Source organism: Methanobrevibacter sp. TMH8 (assembly GCF_020148105.1).
In the GTDB taxonomy this organism is placed as follows: Archaea; Methanobacteriota; Methanobacteria; order Methanobacteriales; family Methanobacteriaceae; genus Methanobinarius.
Genome location: NZ_JAHLZE010000038.1, coordinates 76,807 through 94,116 on the forward strand (window position 1 = coordinate 76,807; position 17,310 = coordinate 94,116).

The following is a 17,310-nucleotide window of genomic DNA, read 5'->3' on the forward strand; positions in this document are numbered from 1 at the left end:
TCATTTTAATTCAACAAAATTAGCTATAATATTGTTATTGTTATCAATTTCTATTAAAGAGCCATACCCATCTTCAAGCATTCCAGGATTGACTATAATAGTATTATCAATCATGTCAAAACCTCTCGATTCATGAATATGACCACAGAAATTTAAACGAGGTTGATATTCTTCAATAATTTTCCTAACACCCCAACTTCCAACATGACCCCCATCTGCAATTTTATCTGTTTCAGTATCCTTAGGAGGAGCATGTGTAACTAAAATAGAAATTTTTCCATAAGGAAAATTATCAGTTGTTTCTTTAACAGAATCAATGTTTTTTGATTCCATCACCGATTTTATAGAATTATATAGAGTTTCTTCATCAAATTCTCTAGGAGTATCAAATGGAGTAGGATTAGAACCTCCAAAACCATAAATAACTAAATTATCAAAATCAATAACATCTTCATGAACACAAATAGCCGGAGATTGATCAATCCTCTCAACTACTCCCTCTGGATCACAATTTCCAGGAATAGCTACTATTGTAGAATCATAACTAGAAAGTTTATTAAAAAACTCTTCTACAAATTCTAATGGGCCAAAATTAGTTATATCTCCAGAAACTATTATAAGGTCAATGTCATTTTTTTCCAAGTAGCTATATAGTCCTTCATATTCCTTGCCATGAATGTCGCTTATGCCTAATATCTTCAAAAAATCACCTCAATCAATTTTCTTTATATTTTATCTCTATTTATTTAATTTATTATAACATATTATTAAATTTTTACAAATAAAGTTAAAGACAATAATTCTTATGTCTTTGTAAATATAAAAACAAGAATAAGTAAGAATAAAACTTAGTAAAAAATAAAATATATTCACTAACTAATGAAAAATATAAAGAAAATATAATAAAAATATAATTAAAATATAATGAAAAAATAATAAGAACAAAAATTGGAAATATTATAGAAATATTATTAAAATTAATAAATGAAATGAAATAAAATATGAATAAAATAGTAATAAAATAGTAATAAAATAAAGATATAGATAAAAAATTAAATATTAAACTATTACTCATTAAAGAAAGGAGCTATTTCTTTTAAACTCATTTTTATATTATCAGAATTTCCAAATAGAGCAAGAGTTGTATCATCCTCAAATTCTATTATAATATTATTATATTCAGCTATTTCTTGAACACGATCTTCAGCTATTGGTTTTTTAAGATGAACCTTTGCAGACGAAAAACCTGGCGGAGCTCCTTCAATGAATTTAGAAGCTGTTTCTGGTTGTTTATATATTTCTTCTCCAAGATTAGCTCTTCTTAATTTATCAACCCATTCTTTATAATATTCTACATCTAAATTTTCAGCATATTCAAGAAGTTTATCTTGTATATCTGTAATAATAATATTTGCCCGATCAAATTCTTTAATCATGTCAGGATGAGACATATCTTTTTTGTAAAAATTAATAGAAGTTTTAAGAAGACTAATATCTTTATTAATAGAATTAGGAATATCCAATCCTCTTTTTTTAAGATCCGTAAGAAGATCAACTAATATTAACCATGTTTGTTCAATTGGTAACAATAAAATCACCATAAAATTCTATTGGATAAAATAATAAGTATAATAAGTATAATAATGCTAAAATATAATTAATATAGTTATATCAATATAACTAAATTATAATTAAACTATAATTAAACTTAATTAAATAGGTATTAATTTATAAATCATTTATGAAGATTTATAAATTAATCTGAATAATATATAAAACTAATTTTATTATTTTAAGTATTAAAAACTAGTTTTAAAAAGTTGAGTCTAGCTTAAATGCCCTTCTAATATTTTCAAAGTAGTATGATTTACTTTAGCATCTGCATCTTTTAATTCTTTTTTAATTTCTTCAATATTATCATAAGAATCTAAAAAAAGAACATGATGACTATCAGTTCCGGTAATATCTAAAATAGCTAATTCATCGTCGTCTTTTACTTCTCTTTTCTCAATTGTTGCTTTAAACTGTACATAAGGGCCATATTCTTTAGGAAGATCTTTAAATCTAAATATTCCTCCTAGTGTTGCTATAAACATCGTTCATCACCTTCTTATTTGATATTAATAATACTATTAATTAATTTAGTAACCATTAATATATAACTTTCTAAAAAATTTAAATAATTTAAAATAATTTAAAATAATATTTTAATTAATTTTTATATTAAACTTTCTAATTAATTATTCTAATTTATATAATTAGTAATTAATTTATAAATTGTTATATATTTTTTGTTTTATTAGTATAAAAAATTATTGTATATATGTAGATTTACAAAATTTATAGAAATAAATATAGAATTTTAAAAAATATATTGAAAATAGCTAAATAAAGAAACAAAAAATAAAAAAATAAAAACTAAAAACTAAAAAATAAAAAATAAAAATTAGTGGATATTATCCACCATAATATATTTATTCTCCACCAGTAACTCTGTCAGATTCTTCAACTATTTTTGCAAGAGCTGGAGCAGAGTCGATTAAATGAGAATCTAAAGTTAACTCGTCTGCACCTAATCCCATAGCTAATCCTAATAATTGAGCTAAATGGAAAACAGGTATTCCGTAGTCAGTATTATACATTTTGTTTACTTCAGTTTGACCTACATCAAATTGTAAGTGACAGAATGGACAAACATCTACAATTGCATCTACACCTGCAGCAGTCATGTTGTCGAGTTTTTCTTTAGTGAAACTTGCAGTTACATCAATATCTCTAGCTCTGAGACCTCCACCTGCACCACAGCACATCATTTTGTCTTTATAAGGTACAGATTTAGCACCAGTAATTTCAACTAATTCATCTAAAATAGTTGGTTTTTCTGCATTATCAATTTGAATTTCAGCAGATGGTCTTAAAAAGTGGCATCCATAATGGACAGCTACATTTAAATTTAATGGGTTGCTGACTAATTCAGAAAGTTTGTCTAAACCTACATCATTGTATAAAATTTGAGCTAAATGTTTTACATCGATAGATCCTTTGAATTCCCTATCAGTTTCAGCTAATACTTCATTAATTTCATCTTTCATATCAGCATCATGTTTTAACATGTGATTGGTTTCAAATAAGGATCCGAAACATCCATTACATTCAGTCATTATGTCTAAGTCCATATCTTCTGCAATAGTAATATTACGAGCAGCTATAGAAGCCCAGGTTTTTTTATCAAAAGAACCAAATACACCAGGAGCAGGACAACAGGAAGCTCCAGCCATGTCTTTAAGTTCTATATCAAGATTATTAAATAAAATTCTTGTTGCTTTTTCAATACCAGGATAACGGTTGTTCATGATACAACCTAAGAAATATGCGATTTCCATTCTTTATTCCTCCAGTAAAAAATTTATTCAAGCTCTCCAGTAGCTTTATTGTATCCAATTAAGTCATCAAAACCAGTGAGTTCACATATTTTTTGTACTTCTTCTAAAGCTTCTGGGAAAGAATGAGTAGTTGGTGGTAATTCATCAAGTCCAACTCTTTTTCTAAGTTCCATAGTAGCATCATTAATTGGTACACCATGACCAGTTTTTATAACAAAAGAACCAGTAGCCTTGTGTGCAGGAGCCATAAATCCGTTTTGTGCAGCAATATTTCTTGCCATCTTAACGATTTCGACAATTTTTATTTCACGAGGACATCTTTCTTGGCAAGTGTAACAAGTAGTACACATCCATAAAGAGTCATCAGAGATTACTTCATCTTTTAATCCCATTAAACATTTTCTTACTAATTGTCTTACCCTATATGGAGTTCTTCTTCCAGAAGGACATCCACCAGTACAGGTTCCACATTGGAAACAAATTTCTACAGAATCTATTCCAGCATCTTTAAAGACTTGGGTAAATTCTGGATCAACATTACTTAATGTTAATTTATTATCTTCAGTATTTAATAGAGTCATATTATCTCTCTTTTCTTCTTTATTTTTAGAATCATTATCTGAATGATCTTTATTTTCTTTCTCTTCAACTTTTTCATCTTTAGTTTCAGTTTTAGCTTCAATTTTTGCATTTCCAGACTTTTTACTTTCAGGAGTGGCAGTTGGAGCTTCTACTTCAACTACTTCAACTTTAGCTGTAGATGAAGAAACAACTTTTTCTTCTTTTGTATTTGAGTCTGTCTGTTTAGGTCTTAAATCAGATGTTTTATCTGATTTTTTCTGATCCAATACCTTTTCATCAGAATTATTCTCAACTACATCATTTTTTGACCCTGTAAAAAGAGTCTTTAGCCGTTCAAAAACAGACATTTAAAAACACACCTTGGATAATCATTGACTTGTGCTAAGCACCTATCTTAAATCCTTAATTATAATTGTAAAAACTTTATATATAAAGTTTACTAAAATTTTCTAAAGTGTAACCTAAAAGGTACCATCAATTTATTATGAATATTTGAAATATAATATTAAAAATATAATGTTAAAATATAATATTAATGTAATTTTATTAAAAACAATTTAAAATATATGATAATAAAATACAAATAATAAAATTAATTTAAATCTAATTATAAATAATATAAAATTAAAATATTATAAAATAATATAAGATATATGAATAATATAATATAAATAAAAACTATTATAATAAAAAGTGATAATCAATGGTAGATAAATTTGAAATAAAAAGTCATGATGGTCCTGGAAGACTTGGAAAACTTAGAGATATTATGACACCGAATGTATTTGATGAGAGTGATCCAAATATTTTTGTAAGTAAAGATGAAGAATCTGCCTACAATGTTGAAAGAGAAATAGCTGAATGGAGCGTTAGAAGAACTATTGAATTAGCTAAGGAAGAAAAAGAAAAAAATTCTCAATGTAATATAGCTGTTATTCAAGGATCCAAATATATTGACCTTAGAGTTCAATGTGCACAAGAGTTAGAAAAACTCGGTTACAATGGATTGATTATAGCTAATGGAGATGATTTACTTCTTCACCCCAGAGATCTTGTTGATTTGATTGTAGAACTTAGGAGAAATATTAAACCCAGTAGTTATCTTATATTTACATTTGCAGAATGTTCATTTATACCATTACTTAGTTATATGGGAATAGATGGATTTTTAACTGGAGCTGGAGATTATTATAGCTATTTAAATGTTTTAGTATCGGCCACAAAGAATTATGACCTTGAAGTTTATAAGCTATTTGAAATGAATCAAGAACAAATAGCTAGTTGTAATGAACAGACTATTAATTTTGTATTAACTGAAGTTAGAGAACATATGAAGAATAAAACCCTTAGAAACCTTGTTGAAGAGCGAGCAGCTACAAGTCCTCAAAATATGTCTGCACTTAAGATATTAGATAAAAAACATCAAGATTATATCCAAAAATATAGTCAATTATATTAAACCAAGAATTATATATAATTATATATTATAATAAGTTAGAATTATAATAATTAGAGAATATAATTAATTAATAAAATAAATTAATATAAATTAAAGAATATAGATGGTGCTAATATGAATAATAAATTTTTAATCATAATCATTATAGCTATCATAGCTGTAATAGCAATTGCAGCAGCCTTTACAATGGGCTTTGGTAGTAATAATAAAATGAGTGATAGTAGTAGCTGGGAAACTAAACAATTAGGAGATCTTAAATTCAAAGTTCCAGCTAAGTATGAAAATGGATCAATGATGAGTGGAAATATTATCAATGGTATAAAATCTGGAGATGTTTATCAATCCCAGGACCTTAGTATTAGTATAAATGATACTAATTGGTCAAGTGAGCTTGATAAACTTATGAATGCCTCATCAGCTGATATTACAATTATTACTATTGATGGAAAAGATATAAAAACATTTACTACTGATGAAAATTCTACTGCATTCTTTAAAGTAAATGAAGACAAAATAGCTATAAATTGGTCTAGTAAGGATATTAATGGAGATGTAAAAGCTATTATAGCTAGTTTCTTTGAACTTAATAAATAAATTAAATAATTATTAAAATAAAGAGATTTAAGCTAAATTATATTATTACCATAATCTTATTCTTTCTTATTTTTTATTAATTTCATATTTTTTCGAAAGATTTATATATCATAAGCTATATACTAACGATGTGAACGTATATACAATTCAATATATGTCATAATTTAGCTACCTTAATACTCTCTAAATAGCTAAATTCCTGAATTGGTGTATAGCTAAAGTTTTCTTATATTGAACATGACCCTTTATATTCTCAGCCTAAAAAATAAAGACAATTGGAAATTAAATGCCATAGAAGCTATGCATCCAATTCATATCTTTTTAATTCTATTTTTATCATATGATTTATTTCTATTTATTTTTTATTTCTATTTATGATTTATTATTTTAAATACTTAAAATTTTCAAGTATTTTAGTTTCTTTTGATTCAATATATGTTATTATATTATTCTAAATTTTTGATTAAAATATTTTTTAATATTAAAATAAATATATTATCTGAAATAAGAGAACTAGAAATTATTTAACAATTTTAAAAAATATTGATTAATTTGAGAATTAATATAAAAATAGAAATAAAAATAGATAAAAAAATTATTAAATATATAAAAAGAAAAATAAATTTTTTCAAATTGTTGACTAAGTTATGAATTGGAAAACTTAAAAAATAGCTAAAATTAAGCAAAATGAAATTTCATTATAATTGATTGTTTTAATGAAAAAATTTATATAAGATTAAATGTATATATACGAATGATTATGTAATACTTTTTGTATTATATAATAATAATATATTTTTTTAAATATATATTCTAATTAACTTAAGGGGGGGTTAATATATTTGAATATTAATAAAACTAAAATTGGGATTTTCGCAATATTAATTGCATTTCTCATAATATGTTCTGTATCAACTGTTTCTGCAGCTATGAATATTAATAATGGCAAAGTTACAATAAATAATGATTTAGATAATGCTGCTAATAATTATGCAGGATTAGGTGGAAGTGGAAATATTTTCGCCATTGAGAAATCGAAAATACCAAAAAGTATTAAAAAACATGCCCAAAATACATTTCAAGTAGCTAAAGGAAAAAAAGTTAGGTACAAAGGAGCTACAAAATCTGGAATGGCTGTAGAAGGCGTTAAAATAAAAAGCTCTTATATAAATTTTGGTGATGGTACTAAAAAGAGAAGTAGTGGATGGATATCACATGCTTATAAAAATTCAGGTTGGAAAAAAATTACAGTAACTTTCAATGCAACTTTCACTAAATTTAATATTGGAGGTCTTGGAACTTATTCTGGTAAAATTCAGGATGCTACTGCAATATATTATGTATATGTTGCAAACAGACCACAACTTGTTTTAAATGCTGTTAAAGCAGGTTATAGTAATTATAGAGATTATAAAAGAGGAAATATTAACTTTTTAAAAGTTAAAGTTTCAAATGTTGGATCTTTAAGTACTAAAGCCACTAAAATAAAGATTTGGTATCAATACCCTAAAAAATTTGGTAAAGTTCATCCTAAACTCAAAAAATATACTGCAACTGCTAAAATTAAAGCTTTAAGATCCGGACAGTCTGCTATAATAACAATATACTTTAAGATACCTAAAAAATTAGCAAAATATGTGAAAAATATCAGACTAGATTCTCTAAATAGAAATAAAAATCAAATTTATAGAGCAAATAATTTGTATTCATTAACTTAAAATAAATAATTTGTTCTAATTATTTTTATTTTTATTTTATTTTTTATTTATTTCAATTCTAACTTTTATTTATCTAATTTTTATTATTTTAATTTTTATTTTATTTTTTTTTCTTTAATTTCTTATTTAATCTTTTATTCATATTAATGAATAGATAAATTGAAGTATTTCATTAATTCTTATTTTATTATATTATTTATTATTTAATAAAAATTATAAAAATTATATAAAAATTATATAAAAATTATAATTATATAAAAATTCCAAAACCTTTATATAATAATTATTATAAAATAATTGATAAGTCAGTTATATTAAATTTTTATATTATTGATAAAATTAGATTTATTTTATTTTTTAATAATTGATAAAGGTAATTATATGGATTATATTTTCGATGAAAACGATATTTTATTCAGATTTATCAAAATAAGTCATATGTTAAAAAGGTTAACTCAAAATAAACTTAAAAAATGTGGGATAACCTTTGAACAATGGTATATTCTATATTTCATACATCAAAATGAAGGATGTAATCAAAATATGCTTTCAAAATCTACAAAAAAAGATACAGGAGCTATGACCAGAAGTTTAAATACTCTTCAAAAAATGGGACTCATTGAAAGAAAAATTTCATATAAAGACAAAAGAGAATTTTTAATATATTTAACTGATAATAGTAAAGAGTTATATAAAGAAATATCAGAACTAATGCTTCAAAATTCTAAAGAAATTAAATCTATTTTCACTGAATCTGAATTTGAGCAATTAAATTATTTACTTGATAAATTAAATTCAAATTTAGAATAATTTTTTAATCATAATGTGGGGATTGAACTTAAAAAAATAACTGATATATCAGCTAAAAATAAAAAAGATTATAGGATAAAAAATGTCATCAAATGATTCAATAAAAAATGAAAAATTGCCTTCAGCAGCATGGTTATTGTTTATTGCAGTAATAGCTGCTCTGATGGGCATGGGACTTATAGGTCCAGTATTACCAACACTTACTAAAACATTATCAGCAAGTCCAAGTGAAGTTACTCTGCTTTATAGTAGTTATAATTTCGTGATAGCAATTGGAGCACTTATAACTGGAGCAATTTCTACAAGATTAGGTCTTAAAAAGACATTACTCATCGGAACTATTATTATTGGACTATTTGCAGCTATTGCAGGTTTTGCAAGTAATATTTGGACAATTATTGGTTTGCGAGGGATATGGGCATTAGGTAGTTCCCTTTTCTTTGCAACTGGATTGGCTGCAATGGTTACAGCAGCAGGAGTTTCAAAAACAAGAGCAATTGTTTTATTTGAAGCAGCTGTTGGAATAGGTGTTGCAATAGGGCCTTTAATTGGAGGGATATTAGGACAATTTTCATGGAGATACCCATTTATTGGCATTGGTATAATGATGACTATTGTTTTTCTTTTATTGTTTATTAAGCTTCCAAATGTAAAAGAAGATTTAGGTGACAAAAAAAATACATCATTAACTGATCCATTACGTGCAATGAAAAATAGACCAATTGCAGTATTAGGAATTGCTAATTGTTTTTATAATTTTGGATTTTTCACATTACTAGCATACAGTCCTCTTGCACTAGGATTAGATCCATTTAATATAGGTATCATATTCTTAGGATGGGGAATTCTCCTAGGAATTTCCTCTTACTTTATAGCACCTAAAATTGAAAAGAAATTCGGATTTATCAAATCATTATATATAATGCTAATTATTTTCACTGCACTTCTTTTGATTATGGGAATATGGACATCTAACATACTTGTCATGTCTGCATGTATAGTCTTTTCTGGTTTTTTATTTGGAAATAGTAATTCTTTATTTACAAATGCAGTTATGAAAACATCTACTGTTGAAACATCAACTACTTCTGCATCATTTTCGTTTCTACGTATGATTGGTGGAGCTATAGCTCCTTTTATGGCAGGAATATTGGCTCAATTATATTCACCCAACACACCATTTTTAGTTGGAAGTTGCTTTGTTATAGCTTCCATAATAATTATAGTACTAAACCGTAAACATATTCATCTACCAAAAACTGAAACAGAAGAACCAACTCAAGAACACTCATTCAAAGTAAAAGATTTCATGATTACAGATGTGATTTCTATAAAACCCACTACAACAGTAAAAGAATTACTAAGGTTACTAAGCAAAAATAATATTGGTGGAGTTCCAGTTGTTGATAAGGAAAATAAATTAATTAATATGATCAGTGATGGAGATGTCCTGAGATATCTTGCTCCAAAAAAAGGTTCATTTCATGATTTTGTTTATACAATATTTATTGAAGAAGGAGAAACCGAGCAAGAAGTTTTAAATGAAAAAATCAATGCAACAATTGATAGTTTAATGCAAAAAAAAGAAATATATTCTATAAAAAAAGAGGATACTCTTGAGAAAGCTATCCAAATCTTGTCTAATCATCAATTCAAAAAACTCCCAGTAATAGATTCCAATAATAAAGTCATAGGTATTATAAGCAGAGGAGATGTAAGTAACAATCTAATGAAAATGATAACCAAAAATAAAAATTGAAATCATTATATCTTAATAAAACTTGAAATAATTATATCTTAATAAGAATTGTAATCATTATATTTTATATTTAAATAAAAACATATTATAACTCACTAATTAATGTGATAAAAAAGGAATTAAACAAAAATAAAAAATCTAAAAACCTCATTAAATCAATTAAAAAACAAAATGGAGAGTGAAATAATGAGCAAAATAGTAGTAATATTAGGAGATATGTTTGAAGATGTAGAATATACAGAACCTATAAAAGCTTTTAAACAGAACAATCATGAAATAACTGTTGTAGGACTTGAAAAAGGACAAATAGTAAAAGGTAAAAGAGGAAATGCATCAGAAAAAATTGAAAAATCATTTCAAGATGTGTCAATAAACGACTTCGATGCTCTCCTAATCCCTGGAGGATATTCACCAGATGAATTAAGAGCAGACGAAAATGCTGTACAATTTACAAAAAAATTTGTTGAAAGTGGTAAACCAGTATTTGCAATTTGCCATGCCCCACAGATTTTAATAACTGCCAAAGTTATAAAAGGTCGTAAAATCACAGGTTGGAAATCTATTAAACAAGATATAATAAATGCAGGAGCTATATTTATCGATGAAGAAGTTGTTATAGATGACAACATAATTTCAAGCAGAAGCCCAGCTGATATACCTGCTTTTGTTAAAGCATCCCTTAAAAAATTAAAAGAATAAAAAATATTATGAACCCTAAACATAAAAATCGCACTAATCAAAAACCAATTATGTTAAAATATAATACATATTCCGCATAACTTTTTCATAATTAATTAAACTATCAAATTCACAATCCAAACCCTGGTACAAAATTCCCAGAAGTATTATAAAATTTAGGATCAAATGTTCCATCAGCAGCTAAGAAGTCTTTAACTATCTCCTTAATAATAGAATCAGTGTTATATTTCAAAAATACATATGTATCAGTAACTTTATTAGAATCACTGAAATTCTTCACTAAAACAGATTTAGAAATCCCCATTGCATATAAGTAAGGTAAGTAATTTATTCCTTCATTCAAAAATTTTTGAGATTTATCTGTACTTTTAAAGTTTTCAGTATAAAATTTTTTAAATGAATTCCATTTTTGTTCAAGTTCTTCACCTTCTTTAGTCCATCCACCTAACTTTTTAATTGGTACAAATACTAAAAAGAATCCAAAAGCCCCCATAATAAAACTAAGTATCAAATTCAAATTTGAATTTTCAAAGTAAGAAAATATTGAAGTTATAATGAAAATTACTCCTAGCAATGCCCCATATATCTTTAGATTATCAAAGTTATTGTTAAAAAGTTCTGATTTATTATCTTTAAAGAATTCTTCATGGAAGTTTTTAATCCAATTATCATAGTTTTTTTGGAAACTATTCACCTTTAATCTTTTAGTAAGAGCTTCTTTTGTATCAAGAATATTAATATTTCCTTTATTTTCTAAGGAATGTATACATCTTAAAACATTTTTCTCAAATGGATGTAACTTATCTGTAGATTTTTCATTTATTTTTAGAATAATTTTATCTAATGTTTTTTCACGTGATTCAGATTTCTTAATTCTTTCATTAGTTGTTTTATGTTGGTTATGTTGGTTATGTTGGTCTTTTTTAGTAGTGATTCTAACAGAAACATATTTTCTATTTATTAAATCTAATAAAGTAAGATAAAAACTTCCAATGTTTATCTCACCAACCATTTTATTTATTCCACTACCAAAAAGAGAATTTACAAAAGCAGGAGGATCTTTAGTAGGAGGTTTTTGATATATTTCTTTAGAATGTTTATTTTTAGGCAACATAATATATATTAAATAAATTACTGGGAAAACAATCAGTATTAAAATTATAATAGTCAAAATATTAGAAAATTCTAAAGCCATTTGAATCACCTCTAAAGAAAAATAAATATTATAATATTCATTAGTTGTTTTAAAAAAAATTAACCGAAGACAATAACCTATAAACCTTTACTCGCCGAAGAATGCAACAATACCTATAGATATTATCTATTAAATATACTATAAATTAGTATACATCATTAAATATTAGTATTAGATAACATATAAATTTTTCCAATGAATATTCCTCAATATATATCAAATCAATCCAATAAATAAATAAAAAAAATATAAATAAAAAAAATAATATAAATAAATAAATTAATATAAATTTACTAATATGATTTTTTTAAATATACTAAATATCATCTAATATCTCTTTTGGAGCTCCACAAACTTCAACTAAATACTCTGCTTCAACTATATGTAATTTAGATGGAATAGCTATACAATGCAATGGTCCCCCAAAATCAAAATCAACTAATTTTCCAATTTTATCTGCTTTAACAACAACATTTTTAGACCCAACACGTGCAATACCTATAGCTAAAGTATCTTCATCAATAAGACATTCATTTTCTCGTTTATCAGAAATTAAATCATTTTTAATCTTCATAAGATAATCTAATCCTTGATTTACAGACATATATCTATTTTTATGTGCTTGAATATCTAACAATATAAGTGTATGTGCATCATTAGCTAAATTATTAGCTATTGCCATATATGGAGAATGTGGAAAAAAGTTTTCATCGGGAAATGGAATTGTAGTAACTTTTCCAAATTTATAAGCTTGAAGACCTGAAATTCCAGGAGCAGATGAAAGTATTGAAGATCCATGAATAACTTCCACTTCAATCTCCTTCTTTTTAGCTTCTACTAAAAAATCAGTGTGTGTTGTAGCTATAAGTGGATCTCCACCACAGATTAAAGCTACATTTTTTCCCATAATCGCTTCCTTCATAAAAACATTTTCTTCTTCTACTTCTTGCCTATTTAAAACTATTATTTCTTTTCCAATTAACTCTTCAATAGCTTCAAAACTAGATCCAAAAAGATAAGATGTAAAAAACTCTGCATAAACTACATCAACAGATTTTAAAGCTTCTAATCCTTTTAATGAAATATCTTTTTCATCAAATAATCCTAATCCTACAAAGTATAACATAGCTATTTCTCCTGTTTCCAATATTTTTAAATTTTCAATGAAAAGAAAAAAATTAAATGTTTAAATAAAATGTTAAATAAAATTAAATTTTTAAATAATCATACTTAATTGTATCCTTCTTCTTTCTACATCAACATCTATAACTTTAACTTCAACTATATCTCCAACACTTACAATATCTAATGGATGATTAACAAATTGATTTTCTACTAATTGAGAAATATGAACCAAACCATCTTGATGAACTCCAATATCTACAAATGCTCCAAAATCAACTATATTCCTAATAGTTCCTTCAAGAATCATACCTTCTTCAAGGTCTTCAATTTCAAGTGCATCACTTCTAAGTATTGGTTGAGGCATACTATCTCTTGGATCCCTGCCCGGTTTTTTAAGTTCATTTACAATATCTTTAAGTGTTATTTCTCCAATAGTTAAATCTTTAGATAACCTTTCAAAATCACTACCATGTAAATTATTTAACTTATCAAAGTGTATCTTCTTCAAATCATCGTTAATAGCTTTAAAATCATCTAAATTATATCCTAAATTCTTAATCAATTTTTTAGTAGCTTCATATGATTCTGGATGAACAGTGGTTATATCAAGAAGATTATCTGAACCATAAACTTTTAAAAATCCTGCACACTGTTCATATGCTTTTGGACCTAACTTAGATACATTTAAAAGCTCTTTTCTGCTGGTAAAAACACCTTCTTCTTCACGATATTGAATAATATTTTTAGCTATACTTGAACTTACACCAGAAACATAGCTAAGCAGAGAAATCGAAGCTGTATTTAAATCTACTCCAACATTATTAACTACTTTTTCTACAACTTGTGATAAAGACTCTCCAAGCTTCTTCTGATTCATATCATGTTGATATTGACCTACACCAATTGATTTAGGATCTATCTTAACAAGTTCACCAAGTGGATCTTGAAGTCTTCTAGCTATTGAAACTGCGCTTCTTTGACCTACATTAAAATCTGGAAATTCTTCAGTAGCTAATTTACTAGCTGAATAAACAGAAGCTCCAGCTTCATTTACTATAACATATTGAACAGATGATCCTTTAATAATATCTATTATAATTTGTTCAGATTCTCTTGAAGCAGTTCCATTACCTAAAGCTATAATATCAACATTATATTCCCTAATTAACTTTAAAACAACAACTTTTGATTCTTCTATTTTATTTTGAGGTTCTGTTGGAAATATAACATTTGTAGCTAATACATTTCCAAATCCATCTACAACAGCTAATTTACATCCTGTACGAAATGCAGGATCCCATCCTAAAACCACTTTATTTTGAATTGGGCCTTGCATAAGTAATTGTTCAAGATTTTTTGAAAAAACTCTAATAGATTTTTCTTCAGATTTTTCACTAAGAGAACTCCTAATTTCTCTTTCAATAGAAGGAGCAATGAGTCTTTTATATGAATCCAATATAGTTTCTTCAAGAATATCTTTTGTATATTCATTATATTCTGGAGATAATTTATTTTCATCATCTTTAACATAGTCAATAAGAGTGTGACGAGTCAAATACTCAATGATATCATCAACAGGAGCAGCAATTTTGACTTTTAAAATTTTCTCTTTTTCACCACGATTTATAGCTAAAATTCTGTGAGTAGCTATTCTATTCAATTTTTCAGAGTAATCATAGTACATTTCATATTCAGAAGATTTATCTTTATCTTTAGCAGTAACAGCTAATTCCCCAAACCTAAATGTAACTCCACGAATAGACCTTCTAAAATCAGCATTATCTGAAATTATTTCAGCTATTATATCTTGAGCCCCTTGTATAGCTTCTTCAATAGTATTTACTTCTTTCTCCTCAGACAAATATTCTTTAGCTACCTCTGGAATTGGAATTTCAGTAGTTTGCTCAAGAATTATATTAGCTAATCCTTCAAGACCTTTTTCTTTAGCTATAATCGCCCTTGTTCTTTTTTTAGGTTTATATGGCCTATAAATATCCTCTACTTCAACAAGAGTTTCACACTTTTCTATAGCTACACGTATTTCATCAGTCAATTTTCCCTGTTCATCAATAGAATGAATAACCTGCTCTTTTCTCTCTTCAAGGTTTCTCAAGTATCCCAATCTATCTCCAAATTTCCTTAGTATTTCATCATCAAGAGAACCTGTAGCTTCTTTACGATATCTAGCTATAAAAGGTATTGAATTTCCTTCATCAATGAGATTTATTGTAGCTTCACTTTGCCATTGTTTAATATTAAGTTCTTCTGCTAATGTTTTTGCTATCATGGATGTAATTTCTCCTTAATAAATGAATTTTATAATCTATAATTAATATATATTCAATACTTATTTAAATGAATATTTAAAAATTTAATATCTATTATCAAATATTCTAGTTGATTTTTTCTCATTACGAGGCAAATCACCAATATCAACTGGTTTAACATTGATTTTTATTCCTATATCTGACTTAAATTGAGATTGAATTTCTCTTTCAAGTTCATATTTATTGAAATTAGGTTTTATCTCAATAAATAATGTGCAAATATCTTTTTCATTTAAATGATCTATCATCAATTGATATTCACTTGAAGAACCATTAATTTTAGCTAAAACTTCCTCTATTTGACTAGGAAAAATATTTACTCCTTTAACTTTAACCATATCATCTGTTCTTCCAATTAAAATATCAATTCTTGGGAATTCACTTCCACACTTACATTTTCCAGGAATTATTCGGGTTAAATCATGAGTACGATATCTTATAAGAGGAGCCCCTTCTTTTTTCAGAGTTGTTATTACTAACTCACCAATCTCGCCATCAGGAAGAATTTCGCCAGTTTTAGGGTCAATTATCTCAAAATATAAATAATCATCCCAAAGATGCATCCCACATTCATATTCACAGCTAATACCAATTCCAGGACCATATATTTCAGTTAACCCATAGATGTCATAGAGTTTAACACCTAATTCACTTCCAATACGGTTACGCATCTTTTTTCCCCAACGTTCAGATCCAATAATTCCTTTCTCAAGACATATTTGATCTTTTATACCTCGTTTAGCTATTTCTTCAGCGAGTAATAATGCATATGAAGATGTCCCACATAAAACTGTAGACTTCATATCCATCATCATTTTTAGCTGTTTATCTGTATTTCCAGGCCCCATTGGAATAGTCATAGCACCAAGTTTTTCTGCACCGTTTTGAAATCCAATACCTGCTGTCCACAGACCATAACCAGGAGTAATGTGTATTCTATCTTTATTTGTGACACCAGCTAATTTATAACATCTTTCAAACATCAATGCCCAATCTTCAATATCTTTAGCAGTATAAGGAATTATAACCGGAGTTCCAGTTGTTCCAGAAGAAGAATGTATTCTAACAATCTTTTCATCTGATACAGCTTGTAATCCAAGAGGATATGCCTCTCTTAAATCATTCTTATCTGTAAAAGGTAGATTTTCAAAATCTTCTTGTGTCTCAATTAAACTAATTTCTCCAAATTTCTTTTTATAGAAACATTTTTCATCTTCAATTTCATTTAAACACATTAGCTGTTTATTGATTAGTTCTAATTGATTTTTATTTAGTTTCATAATTTCTCTCAATAAAATAAGTATTATTTATTTTTTCCCATATTATCCATTTTATCTTTATTATTATCTTTATTATTATCCCTATTATTATCTCTATTATATCCCATTATCTTTAATTTTATTATCTTTAATATAATAATTTTAATATTAGTTATAAGTATAATTTTTTATGATATTAAATATTAAGATTATTGAATAATATTAGAATTATTTTTATGAATATCTAAATAATAAATCAAAAAAGAGGAAAAAGAAAAAAGAAAAAAGAAAATAAAAATAAAATAAGAAATAATATAAAAAATAAGATAAAATATAATATAAAATATAATATAAAAATAAGAATATAAAAGGAATAAAATAAAGAATAAAATAAAGAATA

15 protein-coding genes are annotated in these 17,310 nt (G+C 26.0%); 6 read left to right on the top strand and 9 right to left on the bottom strand.

Going from position 1 to position 17,310, the window contains the following annotated elements; all coding sequences use genetic code 11:
- From KQY27_RS08785 to hdrC, 5 genes are all read right to left on the bottom strand, one after another.
- A complete protein-coding gene (locus KQY27_RS08785; protein ID WP_224426206.1) occupies positions 1 to 702 on the bottom strand; it encodes a metallophosphoesterase in 702 nt (233 codons plus the stop codon).
- A 365-nt stretch (positions 703 to 1,067) separates the two neighbouring features.
- A complete protein-coding gene (locus tag KQY27_RS08790) occupies positions 1,068 to 1,598 on the bottom strand; it encodes a DUF2096 domain-containing protein (protein WP_342765757.1) in 531 nt (176 codons plus the stop codon).
- 228 nt (positions 1,599 to 1,826) lie between these two features.
- Positions 1,827 to 2,096: a DUF749 domain-containing protein gene (locus KQY27_RS08795; protein ID WP_224426207.1), complete on the bottom strand. Its 270-nt coding sequence runs from the start codon at positions 2,094 to 2,096 to the stop codon at positions 1,827 to 1,829.
- Between the two features lie 378 nt (positions 2,097 to 2,474).
- Positions 2,475 to 3,383, bottom strand: a complete 909-nt coding sequence (gene hdrB / locus KQY27_RS08800; RefSeq protein WP_224426208.1) for a CoB--CoM heterodisulfide reductase subunit B — start codon at positions 3,381 to 3,383, stop codon at positions 2,475 to 2,477.
- Positions 3,384 to 3,406: 23 nt separating this feature from the next.
- Entirely contained in the window at positions 3,407 to 4,312 is a 906-nt protein-coding gene (gene hdrC / locus KQY27_RS08805; RefSeq protein WP_224426209.1) for a CoB--CoM heterodisulfide reductase subunit C, read from the bottom strand.
- A gap of 356 nt (positions 4,313 to 4,668) precedes the next feature.
- Here hdrC and KQY27_RS08810 point away from each other — a divergent pair, with 356 nt between their 5' ends.
- The 6 genes from KQY27_RS08810 to KQY27_RS08835 all read left to right on the top strand — a co-directional run bounded on the left by KQY27_RS08810 (position 4,669) and on the right by KQY27_RS08835 (position 11,004).
- A complete protein-coding gene (locus tag KQY27_RS08810; protein ID WP_224426210.1) occupies positions 4,669 to 5,424 on the top strand; it encodes an archaeosine tRNA-ribosyltransferase in 756 nt (251 codons plus the stop codon).
- A gap of 114 nt (positions 5,425 to 5,538) precedes the next feature.
- Positions 5,539 to 6,018, top strand: coding sequence for a hypothetical protein (locus KQY27_RS08815; RefSeq protein ID WP_224426211.1), 480 nt, complete (start codon positions 5,539 to 5,541; stop codon positions 6,016 to 6,018).
- Between the two features lie 842 nt (positions 6,019 to 6,860).
- A complete protein-coding gene (locus KQY27_RS08820) occupies positions 6,861 to 7,736 on the top strand; it encodes a hypothetical protein (RefSeq protein WP_224426212.1) in 876 nt (291 codons plus the stop codon).
- 381 nt (positions 7,737 to 8,117) lie between these two features.
- Positions 8,118 to 8,546: a MarR family transcriptional regulator gene (locus tag KQY27_RS08825; protein ID WP_224426213.1), complete on the top strand. Its 429-nt coding sequence runs from the start codon at positions 8,118 to 8,120 to the stop codon at positions 8,544 to 8,546.
- Between the two features lie 82 nt (positions 8,547 to 8,628).
- A complete protein-coding gene (locus KQY27_RS08830) occupies positions 8,629 to 10,305 on the top strand; it encodes an MFS transporter (RefSeq protein ID WP_224426214.1) in 1,677 nt (558 codons plus the stop codon).
- A gap of 186 nt (positions 10,306 to 10,491) precedes the next feature.
- Positions 10,492 to 11,004 (top strand): type 1 glutamine amidotransferase domain-containing protein, encoded by a 513-nt coding sequence (locus KQY27_RS08835; protein ID WP_305067307.1) that lies wholly within the window; start codon positions 10,492 to 10,494, stop codon positions 11,002 to 11,004.
- A 109-nt stretch (positions 11,005 to 11,113) separates the two neighbouring features.
- Here KQY27_RS08835 and KQY27_RS08840 read toward each other — a convergent pair whose 3' ends face one another.
- The 4 genes from KQY27_RS08840 to KQY27_RS08855 all read right to left on the bottom strand — a co-directional run bounded on the left by KQY27_RS08840 (position 11,114) and on the right by KQY27_RS08855 (position 16,931).
- Positions 11,114 to 12,199 carry a DUF2207 domain-containing protein gene (locus tag KQY27_RS08840; protein WP_224426215.1) on the bottom strand — a complete coding sequence of 362 codons (1,086 nt, stop codon included), beginning with the start codon at positions 12,197 to 12,199 and terminating at the stop codon, positions 11,114 to 11,116.
- Between the two features lie 316 nt (positions 12,200 to 12,515).
- Positions 12,516 to 13,325 carry a diphthine synthase gene (gene dph5, locus KQY27_RS08845; RefSeq protein ID WP_224426285.1) on the bottom strand — a complete coding sequence of 270 codons (810 nt, stop codon included), beginning with the start codon at positions 13,323 to 13,325 and terminating at the stop codon, positions 12,516 to 12,518.
- A gap of 90 nt (positions 13,326 to 13,415) precedes the next feature.
- Positions 13,416 to 15,611, bottom strand: a complete 2,196-nt coding sequence (locus KQY27_RS08850) for a Tex family protein (protein ID WP_224426216.1) — start codon at positions 15,609 to 15,611, stop codon at positions 13,416 to 13,418.
- Between the two features lie 84 nt (positions 15,612 to 15,695).
- Positions 15,696 to 16,931 (bottom strand): phenylacetate--CoA ligase, encoded by a 1,236-nt coding sequence (locus KQY27_RS08855; protein WP_224426217.1) that lies wholly within the window; start codon positions 16,929 to 16,931, stop codon positions 15,696 to 15,698.
- Between the last annotated feature and the right edge of the window lie 379 nt (positions 16,932 to 17,310).

Coding starts and splice junctions, on each gene's coding strand:
- KQY27_RS08795 (WP_224426207.1), bottom strand. CDS start 2,096: ATGTTTATAGCAACACTAGGAGGAATATTTAGATTTAAAGATCTTCCT.
- hdrB (WP_224426208.1), bottom strand. CDS start 3,383: ATGGAAATCGCATATTTCTTAGGTTGTATCATGAACAACCGTTATCCT.
- hdrC (WP_224426209.1), bottom strand. CDS start 4,312: ATGTCTGTTTTTGAACGGCTAAAGACTCTTTTTACAGGGTCAAAAAAT.
- KQY27_RS08810 (WP_224426210.1), top strand. CDS start 4,669: ATGGTAGATAAATTTGAAATAAAAAGTCATGATGGTCCTGGAAGACTT.
- KQY27_RS08815 (WP_224426211.1), top strand. CDS start 5,539: ATGAATAATAAATTTTTAATCATAATCATTATAGCTATCATAGCTGTA.
- KQY27_RS08825 (WP_224426213.1), top strand. CDS start 8,118: ATGGATTATATTTTCGATGAAAACGATATTTTATTCAGATTTATCAAA.
- KQY27_RS08830 (WP_224426214.1), top strand. CDS start 8,629: ATGTCATCAAATGATTCAATAAAAAATGAAAAATTGCCTTCAGCAGCA.
- KQY27_RS08835 (WP_305067307.1), top strand. CDS start 10,492: ATGAGCAAAATAGTAGTAATATTAGGAGATATGTTTGAAGATGTAGAA.
- KQY27_RS08840 (WP_224426215.1), bottom strand. CDS start 12,199: ATGGCTTTAGAATTTTCTAATATTTTGACTATTATAATTTTAATACTG.
- dph5 (WP_224426285.1), bottom strand. CDS start 13,325: ATGTTATACTTTGTAGGATTAGGATTATTTGATGAAAAAGATATTTCA.
- KQY27_RS08850 (WP_224426216.1), bottom strand. CDS start 15,611: ATGATAGCAAAAACATTAGCAGAAGAACTTAATATTAAACAATGGCAA.
- KQY27_RS08855 (WP_224426217.1), bottom strand. CDS start 16,931: ATGAAACTAAATAAAAATCAATTAGAACTAATCAATAAACAGCTAATG.